Here is a 15,062-nt window from a genome sequence, read left to right as displayed (position 1 = left end):
GGTCGACGCCGATGGCGTACGCCCTGGCCTAGGCGCCGCGACACGGGAGCTCAGTCCTCGTCGAGCAGACCCTCGCGGTTCGCCGCCCGGACGATCCTCCGGACGCTCTCGAGCGTGCCGCAGTCCTCGTCGACCAGCCGGTTCCGGGCCGCGGCGAACGTCTCCCCCAGCTCGAGCCGGGTGCGCTCCGCGACCTCGTCGCGGGCCGGGTTGAGGATCGAGAGCTCCTCCTCGGTCAGGTGGTGGTTCACCGCGGTGGCCAGCTTCTCGACGGCGTCCTCGTAGGACTGCGTGTCGGTGCCCTTCAGCTCCAGCACCGCGAGCAGCGCCTCGTGACCCTCGGCGTGCTCCTCCTGGCCGTGCTCCGCGTCGTGGTCGGAGATGGCGTCCCGACGGCGCAGCACCGGGTACACGTGCTCCTCCTCGGCCCCGGCGTGCGCCACGTGCAGGGTGGAGAACGCGCGGCGCGCGCCGTCCCGGTCGGCGCTGGCGTCGCGCATCTGCCGGAGCAGCTCCTCGAACCGCCGGTGGTCCTCGAGGATCAGGTCGATGACGTCCCCGGAGACGGGGCGGCCGAGGTCGATGGAGTCGCTCATGGCGGCCACTCTGCCAGACACGACAAGCACCGTCAGGGCTGCAGCAGCACCTTGACCGCGCGCCGCTCGTCCATCGCCCGGTAGGCCTCGTCGACCTGGTCCAGCGGCAGGGTCAGGTCGAAGACCGGACCCGGGTCGATCGCGCCGTCGAGCACCAGGTCGAGCAGGTGCGGCAGGTAGGCACGCACCGGCGCCATGCCACCGCCGAGGCCGACGTTGCGCTGGAACATCGCCCGCACCGGCAGCTCGATCCCGTGCGGGACGCCCACGAACCCGACCCGGGCACCGGGACGCGCCACCCGCAGGGCGGTCTTCATGGCCTGGTCCGTGCCGACGCACTCGAGGACGGCGTCGGCCCCGACGCCGTCGGTCAGCTCGAAGATCCGCTCAGCGCCCTCCTTGCCGCGCTCCTCGACGATGTCGGTGGCGCCGAAGGTGCGGGCGATCTCCTGGCGCGGGGCGTGCCGGGACATCGCGATCACCCGCTCGGCGCCCATGTGCGAGGCGGCCAGGACCCCGCACAGGCCGACCGCGCCGTCCCCGACGACCACGGCGGTGCCACCCTTCTGCACACCGCCGGAGACGGCCGCGTGCCAGCCGGTCGACATCACGTCGGAGAGCGCCAGCAGGGACGGGATCATCCCCGGGTCGGGCATGCCGTCGGTCTTCACCAGGCTGCCCTCGGCCTCGTGGACGAGCGTGTACTCGGCCTGGCCGCTCGCGGTGAAGCCGAGGTTGTCGCAGGCCGCGTGCATCCCGAACCGGCAGTGCGGGCAGGTGTTGTCGGCGTGGCAGAACGGGATCACCACGAAGTCACCGGGCGCGAACGAGCGGACCTCCGCGCCGACCTCCTCGATCACGCCGACCGCCTCGTGGCCGATCGTGTCCCCCGCGGTGATGTCGTTCTCACCCCGGTAGGGCCACAGGTCGGATCCGCAGACGCAGCCGGCCACGACCTTCACGATCGCCTGGGTGGGCTTGTCGATCCGCGGGTCGGGCACGTCGGAGAGGCGGATGTCACGGGCGGCATGGATGGTGGTGGCGCGCATGCGTGTCATCCTTGCAGTCGGGTGGGCAGCCACCCGCGGCACTCCCCTCCCCCGACCTCCGGGCGCGCGCCGAGGTTGCGCTATCTCATATCTGAGATACCGTGTCCGCCATGACCACTGACTACCTCGGTCGGATCGGCAACCTGATCCGGGACGCCCGCAAGCACCGCAGCCTCACGCAGCAGCAGCTGGCCGACCTCCTGGGCACCAGCCAGTCCGCGGTGAACCGCATCGAGAAGGGGCACCAGAACCTCTCGCTCGAGATGCTGGCTCGCATCGGCGCCGCGCTCGACTCCGAGATCGTCGCGCTCGGCGCCGGGCCCACCCACCTGCGGGTGACCGGTCCCACCACCCTCTCCGGCACGATCGACGTGAAGTCGTCCAAGAACGCGGGCGTCGCCCTGCTGTGCGCCTCCCTGCTGAACAAGGGCCGCACCACCCTGCGCAAGGTGGCCCGCATCGAGGAGGTGAACCGGCTCCTCGAGGTCCTGGACAGCATCGGCGTGCAGACCCGCTGGCTCAACGGCAACAACGACCTGGAGATCGTGCCCCCCGCCGAGCTGGACCTGGTCAACATCGACGAGGAGGCCGCCCGGCGCACCCGATCGATCATCATGTTCCTCGGTCCGCTCCTGCACCGCGAGGACAGCTTCGACCTGCCGTACGCCGGGGGCTGCAACCTCGGCACCCGCACCATCGAGCCGCACATGTCGGCTCTGCGGCCGTTCGGCCTGGACGTCAAGGCCACCGAGGGCAGCTACCACGCCTCGGTGAACCGGGCGATCGAGCCGGGCCGTCCGATCGTGCTCACCGAGCGCGGCGACACCGTCACCGAGAACGCGCTGATGGCCGCGGCGCTGCACCCGGGCACCACCGTGATCCGCAACGCCTCGTCGAACTACATGGTCCAGGACCTCTGCTTCTACCTGCAGCGGCTCGGGGTCACCGTCGACGGCATCGGCACCACCACGCTGACCGTCACCGGTGTCCGCGACATCGACGTCGACGTCGACTACGCCCCCAGCGAGGACCCGATCGAGGCGATGTCCCTGCTGGCCGCGGCGATCGTGACCAACTCCGAGATCACCATCCGGCGGGTGCCGATCGAGTTCCTCGAGATCGAGCTGGCGACGCTGGAGGAGATGGGCTTCAACTACTCCCGCTCGGAGGAGTACGACGCCGAGAACGGGCGCACCCGGCTGGTGGACGTCACGACGCGCGAGTCTCGGCTGCGGGCGCCGCTCGACAAGATCCACCCGATGCCGTTCCCCGGCCTGAACATCGACAACCTGCCGTTCTTCGCCGTGATCGCGGCCGTCGCCGAGGGCCAGACCCTGCTGCACGACTGGGTCTACGAGAACCGGGCGATCTACCTCACCGAGCTCACCAAGCTCGGCGGCCAGGTCAAGCTGCTCGACCCGCACCGGGTGCTGGTCGAGGGCCCGACGCACTGGTCCGGCACCGAGATCGTGTGCCCCCCGGCGCTGCGGCCGGCCGTGGTGATCCTGCTCGCGATGATGGCCTCGAAGGGCACCTCGGTGCTCCGGTCGACCTACGTCATCCACCGTGGGTACGAGGACCTCGCCGAGCGGCTCAACGAGCTCGGCGCCAACATCGTGACCTTCCGCGACATCTGAGCCCAAGCGTCGGGCGCGGCCCGCTGCCGGCCGATCAGGAGAAGAGCGTCTCCACCCAGGCGGAGGCGCGCGGGCGCGACGGCGGCGGAGGCACCATGTCGGCGGTGATCCGCGGCAGCGGCGCGGTGTGGTGGCCGTCCTCGCGGTGCCAGCCGTTCTCGGCGTCCGCGAGCGCACCCAGCTCGGCACGCTCCAGGAAGACACCGTGCCCCTCGGGGCACTGGTTCACGTGGCTGGTCCCCACGGATCGGGTGACCATCTCGGCGCCGCAGCGCGGGCAGTCCAGTGCGTCCATGTCTCGACCGTACCCCTTCCGGCGCCGGTTGCGTGTTGAATGTGCCCCGTGTCAGGACACCACGCCCACCCGCAATCGCGGCGCCGTCGACGCACGGGCCATCCCTACCTCGACGACCCGCCGGGGGTGCTCGCGTTCGCGCACCGGGGCGGCGCCTTCCACCCCGGTCTCGAGGGGCTGGAGAACACGATGGCGGCGTTCCGGCACGCGGTCGAGCTCGGCTACGCCTACCTCGAGACCGACGTGCACGCCACCCGCGACGGGGTCCTCCTGGCCTTCCACGACACCGTGCTCGACCGGGTCACCGACAGCGCCGGGGAGATCGCCGCGCTCACGCACGACGAGGTGCGGGAGGCGCTGGTCGACGGTCGGGAGTCGGTGCCCACGCTGGCCGAGCTCTTCGACGCGTTCCCGGAGACGCGCTTCAACCTCGACCTGAAGGCCGCGGGGGCGGTCGACCTGCTGGCCCGGTTCATCGAGGACCGCGACGCCCACGACCGGGTCCTGGTCGGCTCCTTCCGGCGGGCCCACCTGACCCGGTTCCGCCGCCTCACCGGGGGTCGGGTCGCCACCTCGGCCAGCCCGGCGGAGGTGGCCGTGTTCGTGCTCAGCCCGAGCGGCCGGCTCGCCGACCTGCTCACCGGGCGCCGCGTGAGCGCGCTCCAGGTGCCGCACCGGCGCGGCCGGCTCCGGGTGGTCGGGCCGGGCCTGGTACGCCGCGCGCACGCCGCCGGCAAGCACGTCCACGTCTGGACCGTCGACGACGCGGACGAGATGCGGGAGCTGATCGCGCGGGGCGTCGACGGCCTGATGACCGACCGCACCGACATACTCAAGGCGGTGCTCGTGGCGGACGGGCACTGGGAGGACTGAGCCGATGCCCGACGACGCTGACGCACCCGGACCCGCGGGGCCCGGTGGGGTGGCCGACCTGAGACCACTGGCCCGGGCCCGGGAGCAGAAGGCCTGGTACTGGTACGACTGGGCGAACAGCGCCTACGTCACGACGATCGCGACGGTGCTGTTCGCGCCGTACCTGATCACGGTCGCCGAGCAGGCCGCGTGCGGCTTCATGGGCGAGGCCGGCAACCCGTGCCGCGAGGACCTGAGCGTGCTCGGGCTCACGGTGGCACCCGGCTCGCTGCCGTCCTACATCATCACCTTCTCCACGATCCTCTCGGCGGTGCTCCTGCCCCTGCTGGGCGCGGTGGCCGACCGGACCGCGAACAAGAAGGGCATGCTGGCCGGGTTCGCGTGGGTGGGCGCCGGCTTCGCCTCGCTGCTGTTCTTCTGCACCGACGGCAACTGGCAGATCGGCGCGATCGCGGTGATCGGCGCCAACCTGTGCCTGGGTGCCTCCACCGTGGTCAACGACGCGATCCTGCCGCTGATCGCGGACGAGGAGGAGCGCGACCGGGTCTCCTCACGCGGCTGGGCGTGGGGCTACCTCGGCGGCGGCCTGCTGCTCGCGATCAACCTGGCCGTCGTGCAGCTGCTGCCGTTCGGCATCGACACCAGCCTGGCGGTGCGCCTGTCGATGCTGTCGGCGGCGATCTGGTGGGCGGCGTTCACGTTCATCCCCTACCTGCGGCTGCAGAACCGGGCGCCGACCCACGTCGTCCCGGAGTCCGGCGGCATCGTCCAGCAGAGCTTCGGGCAGCTCTGGGCGACGCTCAAGGACCTGCGCAACTACCCGATGGCGCTGACGTTCCTGCTCGCCTACCTGTTCTTCAACGACGGCATCCAGACCGTGATCGTGTCCTCCTCCACCTTCGGCGAGAAGGAGCTCGGCTTCGAGACCGGGACGCTGATCACCACGATCCTGCTGGTCCAGTTCGTGGCCTTCTTCGGGGCCCTGGTCTTCGGCCGGGCCGCGGACCGGTTCGGCGCGAAGCGGGTGATCCTGACCGGCCTGGTCGTCTGGATGCTGATCGTGACCCTGGCGCTGGTGGTCCCGGCCGGTGAGGCGCTCCCGTTCTACGCGCTGGGCGTGGCCATCGGCATCGTGCTCGGCGGGACCCAGGCGCTCGCCCGCTCCTACTTCTCGCTGCTCATCCCCCAGGGGCGCGAGGGCGAGTTCTTCAGCTTCTACCACGCGATGGACCGGGGGACGTCGTGGTTCGGGACGCTCACCTTCGGCCTGGTCTTCCAGCTGACCGGCTCCTACCGGCCGGCGATCTTCGCGCTGATCGGCTTCTTCGTGATCGGCGGGCTGCTGCTGCTGCGGGTCGACACCGCCCGCGGCATCAGGGAGGCCGGCAACCAGCGCCCGTCGGTGATCTAGACCCCGAGGGGTTTGCCCGACCCGGCATCGGGTACCCCCAGATCGTCACGGGGTTGCCCGGGGCCGCTATGGGATGGGCCACATCGGCCGCGGGACGGAATCATCCACCGTGGGCGTACGTTGGAACAATGATGCGCGGCAGATCCGCCTTCGCGTCATAACGGATGGTCTGGACCGTCCCCTTGACACAGACACACCACACGGCAACCGGAGGTGGCCCATGGCAGAGCGGACATTGCGCGGAGCCCGGCTGGGAGGCCAGAGCTTCGAGGACGAGCGCGGCATCGAGTTCGCGGCCCGGCAGCAGGTCGGCTACGCCTGCCCGCAGGGGCACGAGTTCGAGATCACGATGTCGGTCGAGGCCGACATCCCGGCGAACTGGGAGTGCCCGCGCTGCGGCGCTGTGTCGCTGAGTGTGGACGGCATCCTCCCCGAGGAGAAGGCCGAGAAGCCGGCCCGCACGCACTGGGACATGCTGCTGGAGCGTCGGTCGATGGACGAGCTCGAGGACATCCTCACCGAGCGGCTCGAGCTGCTCCGCGGTGGCGAGATCGGCCCGGCCCACCTGCACCGCGGCAAGAAGCGCAAGGCGACCGCCTGAGCGCTGCGGGCGGCGACTACGTCGTCCCCTCGTCGTCCTCGCTGTCGTCGACGACCTCGCCCTCGACCACGTGCCCCTCGGGGCCGGGTCGGGGGCGTCGTGCGTCGGGGCCCGTTCGGCCAGACATCCCACCGGGCGGGGGCGCGAGCAGCCGGGCGGCGACGACCCGGGTGAGCAGGCCGCGGGCGACCGGGCGGGTGACCGGCAGGATCAGCAGGATGCCCAGCAGGTCGGTGAGGAAGCCGGGCGTGAGCATGAGGATGCCGCCGCTGAGGATCAGGATCCCGTCCGCCAGCTCCCGGGCCGGCATCCGGCCGCTCGAGAGCGCCTCGGTGAGGGCCCGGAACGCCCGGCCCCCCTCCCGCTTGATCAGCCAGGCCCCGAGGATGCTGTCGGCGACCAGCAGCAGGATCGTCCAGCCCGGGCCGATCACCTGTCCGACCTGGATCAGCGCGACGATCTCGAGCAGGGGCACCCCGAAGAAGAGCAGTGCGAACAGCCAGCCGGGGATCCGCCGGACCCGACCCGTGCCCGTCGACCCCGTGCTCATCGTCGCCCCCAGCGCGCCACGAGCCGGTGGGCCCGCTCGCTGACACCCCAGCGGGTGATCCGTCGGAGGGACTCGGCAGCCACCTGCGGCGTCATCTTGGAGTCCCCGCGCTCACGCTCCACGAACTCGATCGGCACCTCCGCGACCCTCAGCCCCGCCCGGACGACGCGCAGGGCCAGGTCGGTCTGGAAGACGTACCCGGCCGACTCCACGCTGTCGAGGTCGATCGACTCGAGGGCGGAGCGGCGGAAGACCCGGAAGCCGGCGGTGGCGTCGCGCACCGGGATCCCGAGCAGCATCCGGACGTAGAGGTTCCCGCCCCGGGAGAGCAGCCGCCGGAAGCGCGGCCAGTTCACCACCGACCCGCCCGGCACCCACCGGGAGCCGATCACGAGGTCGGCCTCGGCCAGCCGGTCCAGCAGGAGGTGCAACTGCTCGGGCTGGTGCGAGCCGTCGGCGTCCATCTCCCCCACGACGTCGTAGCCGGCCTCGAGGGCGACGCGGAAGCCCGCGAGGTAGGCGGCGCCGAGGCCCTCCTTCCGGCTCCGGTGCAGCACCTGGACGGCGGGGTCGTCCGCGGCCAGCTCGTCCGCGAGCCTGCCGGTGCCGTCGGGAGAGTCGTCGTCGACGACGAGGACGTCGACCTCCGGCTCGGCGGCGCGCAGCCGGCCGACGATCCAGGCCAGGTTCGAGGCCTCGTTGTAGGTCGGCACCACCATCAGGATGCTGCCGCCGGCCCCACCCGGTCGCCCGGTGCTCATCGTGCGCCCACCTCGTGCTCCTGTGCTCGTCCGGTCCGGCGCCGACGATACGGGAGGGCGGGCCGGCGCGTGGTGCCTGCCGCCGCGACGGCGATCAGGGCCACCAGCACGGCGATCCGGCCCAGCCACGGCCCGAGGACCTGGGAGGGCGGGGTGCCCCCCACGAGCCCGACCTCCCGCACCAGGACCGAGCGCGTGCGCGGCTCGATGCCCTCGACCACCTCGCCGTCCGGTCCGATGACCCCACTCCGGCCGTTGACGGCCGCCACGACCACGGTCCGGCCCGTCTCCAGGGCCCGGACCCGGCTGATCGCGAACTGCTGCTCGATCTGACCGGTGTGGATGAACAGCGCGTTCGAGGTCTGCACGGTCAGGATCTCCGCACCGCCCCGCACCTGGTCGGCGATCGCGTCGTCGTAGGCGATGTCGAAGCAGATCGAGCCGGCCACCCGCAGGCCGTCGACCCGGACCGGCGTGGTGCGGGTGCCGCTGAGCATGTCGCGGGGGATGACGTCGAGGCGGCCGAAGTTCCGCGAGCCGAGGGCGGCCCGGAAGGGGATGTACTCGCCGAACGCGACCGGGTGCCGCTTGGTGTACCGGTCCCCCGCGCCGGTCCCGGGGTGGAAGACGATGCCCTGGTTCAGGACCTGGCTCTCGTCGGGGGCGTCCACGATGGCGCCCACCATGACCGGCGCGTCCACAGCGTCGACGGCGGCCTCGATGCCGGCGCGCAGCGACCGGTCCCGGAACGGGTCGACGGCGGTGGAGTTCTCCGGCCACAGGACCAGGTCGGGCTGCGGCACCACGCCGGCGGCGACGTCGGCGCCGAGGTCGCGGGTGAGGTCGAGATGGCTCTGGGTGACCTCCCGGTTGTAGGCGAGCAGGTCGTCACCGTCTCCGGGCACGTCGCCCTGGACGACCGCGACGGTCGTCGTCCCTCGCTCGTCGAGCACCCACCCGAGGGGTCCCGACCCGAGCAGTCCGGGGACGAGCACGGCCACCGTGCCGCCGGCCAGGACGCCGGCGACCGGGCGGGGCCGCTCGCGCACCCACAGCGCCGCCCACAGCAGCAGGGCCCCCGAGCCGGCGACGACCAGACCGGTGCCGTTCGCCCCCACCCAGGGGAGCCACCCGGCGTACGGCGTGTCGATGGTCGCGAAGCCGAGTCGCCCCCAGGTGAAGCCGCCGAGGGGCCAGGTCCCCCGCACCACCTCGACGCCCAGCCAGACGACCGCGGTCCACAGGGGCCACCACCGCAGCCGCGACACCCGGGCCAGGCCGGCCCCGAGCGCGGCGAAGTAGAGGGTCTGGAAGGACCCGAGCGCCAGCAGCGCGTCCCAGCCGATGACCCGCAGCCAGAGGACCAGGGTGAACACGAACCCGGCGCCGAAGACCAGGCCCAGGCCGGCCCCCGACCGGGCCGACCGGCCCCGGACGCACCAGAAGAACCCGGCCAGCGCCACGGGCAGCAGGAAGGCGAGCCCGACGGGCTCGAAGGTGAGGGCCAGACCCACGCCGGCGACCAACGCGACCAGCCCGACCGGGCTGGGCAGGTACCGGGGATGCACGCGGCCAGAGTACGCAGTCGCGGAAGGGGCTCCGAGCCCTTCGGACCAACCCGCCGACGACTGGCTACCGGCGACGGGAAGTTGTCTACGGAGCCCGGACCCCCTTCCGCGTCCACCCTCGGGAGGCGGGACCGAACTCCGTGAACCACGTCGGACGGCATCGTGGTGCTCGACCCGCCGACCCGGCCACTCGGACATCGGTCCGCCGCCACGACCTGCACGAGCGGACCCCGGCACCCTCGCCAATCGCGGCCGCGCTGTCAACCCGGTCCTGACCAGTCGGTTCCCGCGTTCGCGCAGGTCAGGACGGGTCGCCGGGAGCCGGCACCTTCCTCTGATTTCCCTCAGAATCCATGCCGGCTCGGCGTGTCCGTGCCGACACGCCGGGCCCGCGGGCCGCACCGGTCCAGACCGGCTCAGCCGGGCACCACCACGGTGCCGATCGCGCTGGTCGCGAGCAGGGGTGGCTCCAGCACGGCTGCGGCCCCGGGCCGCTCCGGACTGGCGGCGCCCCGGGCGACGACGTGCACCGCGAAGCGCAGCTCGCGGGACCGGCGGCCCACCCGGATGACCTCCGCGGTGATCTCGAGGACGTCGCCGGCCCGGACCGGGGCGGCGAACTGCACGTCCGAGTAGGAGGCGAACAGGCCCTCGTCACCGTCGGTGCGGATGCACAGCTCGGTCGCGACGTCCCCGAAGAGGGCCAGCGAGTAGGCGCCGTCCACGAGGTTCCCGGCGTAGTGGGCGTGGGCGTAGGGCACGTAGCGCCGGTGGGTCACGGTGCTGCCGATCTCGGCGGTCATCAGGACGCCTCCTGTCCGGTCAGCCGTGCGACCAGGAAGCTGGCCACCTCGCCCGGCGTGGTGCCGCGGGCGAAGACCCGGTCCACGCCGAGCTCCCCCGCCATGGTCTCGTCGAAGCGCGGTCCCCCCACGACCAGCAGGGGGCGGCGGTGCTCGGGGTAGGCCTCGCGGAAGGCGGCCGCCATCTCCCGGGTGTTGAGCAGGTGCGTGTCGCGCTGGGTGACCACCTGGGAGACCAGGACCGCGTCGGCCTCCTCGGCCCGGGCCCGCTCCACGAGGTGCGGCACCGAGACCTGGGCACCGAGGTTCACGACCTTGAGCTCGCGGTAGTACTCCAGGCCCTTCTCGCCGGCGAAGCCCTTGATGTTGAGGATCGCGTCGATGCCGACGGTGTGGGCGTCGGTCCCGATGCACCCGCCGACGACCACCAGTCGCCTGCGCAGCCGCTCCTTGACGGCGGCGTTGACCTCCTTGGGCGTGAGCAGGGGGTAGTCGCGCTCGACGACCTCCACCTGGTCGGTGTCGACCAGGTGGTGCACGCGCCCGTAGACCACGAAGAAGGTGAAGTCGGGGCCCATCGGCCTCGCGTGCACCACCAGCGCCGGGTCCATGCCCATCTTCCCGGCGAGCTGGGCCGCGGCGCCCTCGGCCACCTTCGAGTGCGGCACCGGGAGCGTGAAGCTGAGCTGCACCATGCCGTCGCCGGTGGTGTCGCCGTAGGGGCGGACGATGCTCACGGTGCCTCCAGGATGTCGCTCGCGGGGTTGTAGTACAGGTCGGACTTCTCGGCCACCCCGTCCAGACCGCGGCCGGCGTCGGCCGGCCGCTTCATCAGGCCGAAGGTGCCGTCGGCGATCGCGTCGAGCAGGCCGTCGGGATGCTCGATGATCCGCTCGAGGAGGGCGGTGGACTCCCCCAGCACCTGGCGGGCCCGCTCGTGGATGAAGCCGCCGGGGCTGGGGTGGAAGTCCTCGTGCAGCCGCCCGGCGGCGTTCATGACGTAGCGGACGTTCTGCAGCGCCAGGTCCCGGTCCGAGAGCCAGGGGGTGACCACCGCCTCGGTCATCATGCCGACCAGCAGGATCCCCTGTCCGGTGAGCGCGCCCGCCAGGTTGAAGAACCCGTCCAGCAGGTTGCCGCGGAACACGTCGCCGGTCATGTGCCTGGTCGGCGGCATCCACTTCAGCGGCGCGTCGGGGAACAGCTCGCGGGCCAGCAGCGCGTGTGCCAGCTCCATGCGGAAGGAGTCGGGGACGTCGGGGTCGATCTCGAAGGCGTGCCCCAGTCCGAGCTGCCAGTCCGCGAGTCCGGCCTCCTTGGCGAAGTACTCGTTGAGCAGCTGGCTGGTGGTGACCGTGTGCGCGGCCTCCACGGCGTCCGCGGTCGTGAGGTAGTTGTCCTCGCCGGTGTTGATGATGATCCCGGCCCGGGCGTGGATCTGACGCGACAGGCGCTGGTCCACGAAGGTCCGGACCGGGTTGATGTCGCGGAAGAGGATCCCGTACATCGAGTCGTTGAGCATCATGTCGAGCCGCTCGAGGCCGGCGAGCACGGCGATCTCCGGCATGCACAGCCCGCTGGCGTAGTTCGTGAGCCGGATGTAGCGACCCAGCTCGCGACTCGACTCGTCGAGGGCCGCCCGCATCAGCCGGAAGTTCTCCTGGGTGGCGTAGGTGCCGGCGAAGCCCTCCCGGGTGGCGCCCTCGGGGACGTAGTCCAGCAGGGACTGGCCCGTGGACCGGATGACGGCGATCACGTCCGCCCCGGCCCGGGCCGCGGCCTGTGCCTGCGGGATGTCCTCGTGGATGTCGCCGGTGGCCACGATCAGGTAGATCCACGGCGTGGCCGGTGCGTCGCCGACCTCGGAGACGAAGCGCTCCCGCTCGGCCCGGCGGGCGTCGAGCGCCGCCACGCCGGCGCCGACCTGGCGGCGGGACGCGGCCCGGGCGACGTCGGCGTCGGCACCCTCGGGCAGCCGGAACCGCACCGACCCGGCGGAGGCCTTCTGGGCGAGCGTCGAGAGGTCCTCGATGCCCTCGCGGCGCAGCGCGTCCCAGACCGGGAGCGCGGCACCGTGCTGGAGGCCCCCGTCCTCGGCGAGGTCGGCGCGGACGCAGTCGAGCAGCCGGTTCACCCACGGGATCCCGTCGCTGTCCGCGCCGGTCAGCCCGGCCAGGCGCAGCGTGGCCCGCTCCACGGCCACGGTCGTGTGCCTGCGGGCCAGGTCGACGATCGGTGCGCCGGCCCGCTCGGCGAGCCGCCGGGCGGCCCGGACCGCTGCCGGGTCGAGGTCGAGCTTGCTGGTCATGCGTCCTCCGGGGTCGGTGTGCTGCGCTGCTGTGCGTGGATGGTGCGCCCGTCGACGACCGTGGTCAGGCAGGCGGGCGAGGGTGCGCCCCGGGCCGGGTCCGGCAGCCCGGTGGCGTCCCAGATCGCGTACGACGCGCGGCTGCCGGGGGTCAGCACCCCCGCGTCGTCGATGCCGGCCGCGGCCCAGCCGCCGCGGGTGTGCGCGAACAGGGCGGTCGCGTAGTCGAGCTCCTGCCCGGCCGTGCGGTGGTTGACGGCCGCCCGCACCGCGCCCCACGGGTCCAGCGGCGTGACCGGGCTGTCGGAGCCGAACGCCAGCGTCAGGCCGGCGCGGTGCAGGTCGCCGAAGGGGTTGACGACCCGCCAGCGCTCCCCCAGCCGCTCGGCGTACATCGCCTCCGGCCCGCCCCACAGGTCGTCGAACATCGGCTGGACGCTGGCCACCACCCCCAGCTCGGCGAGCGTCCGCACCACCGCCTCCGAGGGCATCTCGCAGTGCTCCAGCCGGTGCCGGCGGGCCCGGATCGCCGCGGCGCCGACGAGCTCCGCGGCCCGGGCGAAGCCCGCACCGACCTCGTCGAGGGCGGCGTCGCCGATGCAGTGGAAGCCGGCCTGGATGCCGCGCTCGGTGCACCCGACCACGTGCTCGGCCACCTGCGCGGCATCGAGGAACCCGTGCCCGCAGTGACCGGCCTGGTCCCGGTAGGGCTGGCGCAGCGCCGCGGTCCGGGAGCCGACCGCTCCGTCGGCGTTGAGGTCGCCCGCGAGCCCGGCGACGCCGAGCCGGGTCGCGTCCTCGTAGGAGGCCAGCGCGCCCCAGTACGTCGTGACGTGGACGCCGACCTCGGCGGCGGCCTCGCGCACCACCCCGATCTCCCAGTCCGGCCCGATGTGCGGGGCGGCGTTCTCGTGCACCGCGGCGATGCCGAGGCCGGCCATCGTGCGCAGCGCCAGGCGGGCGTGGGCGAGCCGGTCGCCCGGCCCGATCAGGTTGCCCAGCCGGTCGGTGACCCGCAGCTTGGCGTCCCGGTCCACCCACCCGTCGGGGGACCAGCCGGCGCAGTCCTCGGCCCCCGGCGCCTCGGCGAGGAGGCCGTGCGAGACGACCGCGGAGTGCCCGTCGACGCGGGCCAGGTAGACCCGTCGGCCCGGCGCGGCCCGCTCGACCAGGTCGGCGGTGGGATGGGTGGGGTCCGGCCAGGTGGTCTCGTCCCACCCGGCGCCCACCACGACCGCGGACTCCGGGTGCCTGCTGGCGTGGTCGGCGACCCGGTCGAGTGCCTCGGTGAGGTCCCCGCACCCGGTGAGGTCCAGCCCGCCGAGCTGCTCACCGGTCTGCACCAGGTGGGCGTGGGCGTCGACGAAGGCCGGTGTCACCAGGCGGCCCTCGAGGTCGACGACCTCGTCGGCCCCGGTGTAGCGCTCGGCACGGTCCTCGTCGCCCACGAACACGATCCGGCCCTCGGCGACCGCCATCGCCGTCGCGGGCCCCTCGGGTGTGTGGATCACCCCGCCGCGCAGCAGCCGGGTCATCGGTCCCTCCCGGCGAACAGCTCGCGGACCCCGTCGTGGGCACGCACCAGGTCGAGTGCGTAGTCGGCGTGCCCGGGGGCGTAGCCGTTGCCGACCAGCATGGTGACGTCGGCGGCCAGCCCCTCGGCGCCCAGTGCGGCCGCGGAGAAGGAGGTGGCCATCGAGAAGAACACGATCGTGCCGCGGTCGGCGGTGGCCAGGATCGCGCCGCCCTCGCACCCGGGGACGTCGACGCAGACGACGGTGACGTCCGCGGGCCCACCGGCGCCGGCGACCGCGTCGCGCAGCGCGAGCGGGTCCCGCGCGTCCGCCACCACCACCGCGTCGGCCAGGCCGGCCTTCTCCAGCCGACGCGCCTCCTCCTCGGTCGGCACGACGCCGACGGTGCGGGCGGCACCCGCGTCCCGGGCGGCCGCCAGCGACAGGGACCCGGACTTGCCGCCACCCCCGATCACCGCGACGACCGGGCCGTTGCTGGTGCCGGGCTGACGGACGCGGTGGTCGGTCACCACCCGCCGGGTCAGCGCCGGCGCGCCACAGACGTCCATGACCGCCAGCGCCAGGTCGTCGGGCAGGTCCGGCGGCAGCACCGCCGCGACCGAGCGGCCGAACAGGACGGCGTACCCGTCGGCGGGGACCTGCTCCCCCCGGCCGTCCCACCCGGCCAGGCCGTCCTCGACGACGAGGGGGGTGAGCGTCAGCGAGACCAGGGTGGCGACCCGGTCGCCGACCGAGAGGCCCAGCGGCGAGGCCGGGCCGACCTCCTCGACGGTTCCGATGAGCATGCCGCCCGACCCGGTCTCGGGGTTCTGCATCTTGCCGCGGGCGGCGACGATGTCGAGCACCGCCTGCCGGATCGCGGCCCCGTCGACGTGGGTCCGCTCCAGCTGCCGGTACGACGCGGCGTCCAGGTTGAGCCGCTCCACCCGGATCCGCACCTCGTCGGGCCACAGCTCGCGGCGGGTGTCCAGCCGCTCGGCGGCCTGGGGCAGCACCCCGGGTTCGCCGACGACCCGGTGCAGGCCGGTGGGATCACTGTTCTCGGCCGACATGTCCGCCTGTCCTCCATGCAATC

Annotated in this window: 15 protein-coding genes; 4 read left to right on the top strand and 11 right to left on the bottom strand. The window is 72.9% G+C overall.

Translation table 11 applies throughout. The annotated features are described in order from the left end of the window. Positions 1–50: 50 nt before the first annotated feature. Positions 51–596, bottom strand: coding sequence for a hemerythrin domain-containing protein (locus IE331_RS07955; RefSeq protein ID WP_192142336.1), 546 nt, complete (start codon positions 594–596; stop codon positions 51–53). A gap of 32 nt (positions 597–628) precedes the next feature. Then, positions 629–1,645 (bottom strand): zinc-dependent alcohol dehydrogenase family protein, encoded by a 1,017-nt coding sequence (locus IE331_RS07950; RefSeq protein WP_192142334.1) that lies wholly within the window; start codon positions 1,643–1,645, stop codon positions 629–631. A gap of 110 nt (positions 1,646–1,755) precedes the next feature. On the opposite strand from IE331_RS07950, the gene IE331_RS07945 reads away from it, so the two are divergent. After that, positions 1,756–3,282 carry a UDP-N-acetylglucosamine 1-carboxyvinyltransferase gene (locus tag IE331_RS07945; protein WP_192142332.1) on the top strand — a complete coding sequence of 509 codons (1,527 nt, stop codon included), beginning with the start codon at positions 1,756–1,758 and terminating at the stop codon, positions 3,280–3,282. A gap of 34 nt (positions 3,283–3,316) precedes the next feature. On the opposite strand, the gene IE331_RS07940 is transcribed toward IE331_RS07945, so the two are convergent. Next, entirely contained in the window at positions 3,317–3,577 is a 261-nt protein-coding gene (locus tag IE331_RS07940) for a TFIIB-type zinc ribbon-containing protein (protein WP_192142330.1), read from the bottom strand. Positions 3,578–3,625: 48 nt separating this feature from the next. On the opposite strand from IE331_RS07940, the gene IE331_RS07935 reads away from it, so the two are divergent. From IE331_RS07935 to IE331_RS07925, 3 genes are all read left to right on the top strand, one after another. Then, on the top strand, positions 3,626–4,450 hold the full coding sequence (locus IE331_RS07935; protein WP_201931408.1) for a glycerophosphodiester phosphodiesterase: 825 nt from the start codon (positions 3,626–3,628) through the stop codon (positions 4,448–4,450). Between the two features lie 4 nt (positions 4,451–4,454). Then, complete coding sequence (locus IE331_RS07930) at positions 4,455–5,861, top strand: MFS transporter (protein WP_192142326.1); 1,407 nt, start codon at positions 4,455–4,457, stop codon at positions 5,859–5,861. A gap of 220 nt (positions 5,862–6,081) precedes the next feature. Continuing rightward, complete coding sequence (locus tag IE331_RS07925; RefSeq protein WP_192142324.1) at positions 6,082–6,462, top strand: RNA polymerase-binding protein RbpA; 381 nt, start codon at positions 6,082–6,084, stop codon at positions 6,460–6,462. Between the two features lie 16 nt (positions 6,463–6,478). On the opposite strand, the gene IE331_RS07920 is transcribed toward IE331_RS07925, so the two are convergent. From IE331_RS07920 to kdd, 8 genes are all read right to left on the bottom strand, one after another. Continuing rightward, on the bottom strand, positions 6,479–7,012 hold the full coding sequence (locus tag IE331_RS07920) for an FxsA family protein (protein WP_192142322.1): 534 nt from the start codon (positions 7,010–7,012) through the stop codon (positions 6,479–6,481). Then, positions 7,009–7,773: a polyprenol monophosphomannose synthase gene (locus IE331_RS07915; protein ID WP_192142320.1), complete on the bottom strand. Its 765-nt coding sequence runs from the start codon at positions 7,771–7,773 to the stop codon at positions 7,009–7,011. The genes IE331_RS07920 and IE331_RS07915 overlap by 4 nt, the downstream gene beginning before the upstream one ends. Continuing rightward, positions 7,770–9,341 (bottom strand): apolipoprotein N-acyltransferase, encoded by a 1,572-nt coding sequence (gene lnt / locus IE331_RS07910; protein WP_201931407.1) that lies wholly within the window; start codon positions 9,339–9,341, stop codon positions 7,770–7,772. Before lnt ends, IE331_RS07915 begins: the two co-directional genes overlap by 4 nt. Before the next feature lie 416 nt (positions 9,342–9,757). Next, on the bottom strand, positions 9,758–10,144 hold the full coding sequence (gene kal, locus IE331_RS07905; protein ID WP_192142316.1) for a 3-aminobutyryl-CoA ammonia lyase: 387 nt from the start codon (positions 10,142–10,144) through the stop codon (positions 9,758–9,760). After that, positions 10,144–10,881, bottom strand: a complete 738-nt coding sequence (kamE, locus tag IE331_RS16955) for a lysine 5,6-aminomutase subunit beta (protein WP_192142314.1) — start codon at positions 10,879–10,881, stop codon at positions 10,144–10,146. The genes kal and kamE overlap by 1 nt, the downstream gene beginning before the upstream one ends. Further along, entirely contained in the window at positions 10,878–12,452 is a 1,575-nt protein-coding gene (gene kamD, locus IE331_RS07895) for a lysine 5,6-aminomutase subunit alpha (RefSeq protein WP_192142312.1), read from the bottom strand. Before kamD ends, kamE begins: the two co-directional genes overlap by 4 nt. Further along, a complete protein-coding gene (locus IE331_RS07890) occupies positions 12,449–13,987 on the bottom strand; it encodes an amidohydrolase (RefSeq protein WP_192142310.1) in 1,539 nt (512 codons plus the stop codon). The genes kamD and IE331_RS07890 overlap by 4 nt, the downstream gene beginning before the upstream one ends. Beyond that, positions 13,984–15,039 carry an L-erythro-3,5-diaminohexanoate dehydrogenase gene (gene kdd, locus IE331_RS07885; protein ID WP_192142308.1) on the bottom strand — a complete coding sequence of 352 codons (1,056 nt, stop codon included), beginning with the start codon at positions 15,037–15,039 and terminating at the stop codon, positions 13,984–13,986. The genes IE331_RS07890 and kdd overlap by 4 nt, the downstream gene beginning before the upstream one ends. Positions 15,040–15,062 lie beyond the last annotated feature (23 nt).

It is taken from the genome of Nocardioides donggukensis (genome assembly GCF_014842875.1).
Classification (GTDB): Bacteria; Actinomycetota; Actinomycetes; order Propionibacteriales; family Nocardioidaceae; genus Nocardioides; species Nocardioides donggukensis.
The sequence above is the reverse complement of the archived record's forward strand: the minus strand, read 5'-3'. Positions and strand labels throughout refer to the sequence as shown.

Bases quoted from the DNA above. Each gene is read 5' to 3' on its own strand.
- IE331_RS07955 (WP_192142336.1), bottom strand. From the start codon at position 596: ATGAGCGACTCCATCGACCTCGGCCGCCCCGTCTCCGGGGACGTCATC.
- IE331_RS07950 (WP_192142334.1), bottom strand. From the start codon at position 1,645: ATGCGCGCCACCACCATCCATGCCGCCCGTGACATCCGCCTCTCCGAC.
- IE331_RS07945 (WP_192142332.1), top strand. From the start codon at position 1,756: ATGACCACTGACTACCTCGGTCGGATCGGCAACCTGATCCGGGACGCC.
- IE331_RS07940 (WP_192142330.1), bottom strand. From the start codon at position 3,577: ATGGACGCACTGGACTGCCCGCGCTGCGGCGCCGAGATGGTCACCCGA.
- IE331_RS07930 (WP_192142326.1), top strand. From the start codon at position 4,455: ATGCCCGACGACGCTGACGCACCCGGACCCGCGGGGCCCGGTGGGGTG.
- IE331_RS07925 (WP_192142324.1), top strand. From the start codon at position 6,082: ATGGCAGAGCGGACATTGCGCGGAGCCCGGCTGGGAGGCCAGAGCTTC.
- IE331_RS07920 (WP_192142322.1), bottom strand. From the start codon at position 7,012: ATGAGCACGGGGTCGACGGGCACGGGTCGGGTCCGGCGGATCCCCGGC.
- IE331_RS07915 (WP_192142320.1), bottom strand. From the start codon at position 7,773: ATGAGCACCGGGCGACCGGGTGGGGCCGGCGGCAGCATCCTGATGGTG.
- kal (WP_192142316.1), bottom strand. From the start codon at position 10,144: ATGACCGCCGAGATCGGCAGCACCGTGACCCACCGGCGCTACGTGCCC.
- kamD (WP_192142312.1), bottom strand. From the start codon at position 12,452: ATGACCAGCAAGCTCGACCTCGACCCGGCAGCGGTCCGGGCCGCCCGG.
- IE331_RS07890 (WP_192142310.1), bottom strand. From the start codon at position 13,987: ATGACCCGGCTGCTGCGCGGCGGGGTGATCCACACACCCGAGGGGCCC.
- kdd (WP_192142308.1), bottom strand. From the start codon at position 15,039: ATGTCGGCCGAGAACAGTGATCCCACCGGCCTGCACCGGGTCGTCGGC.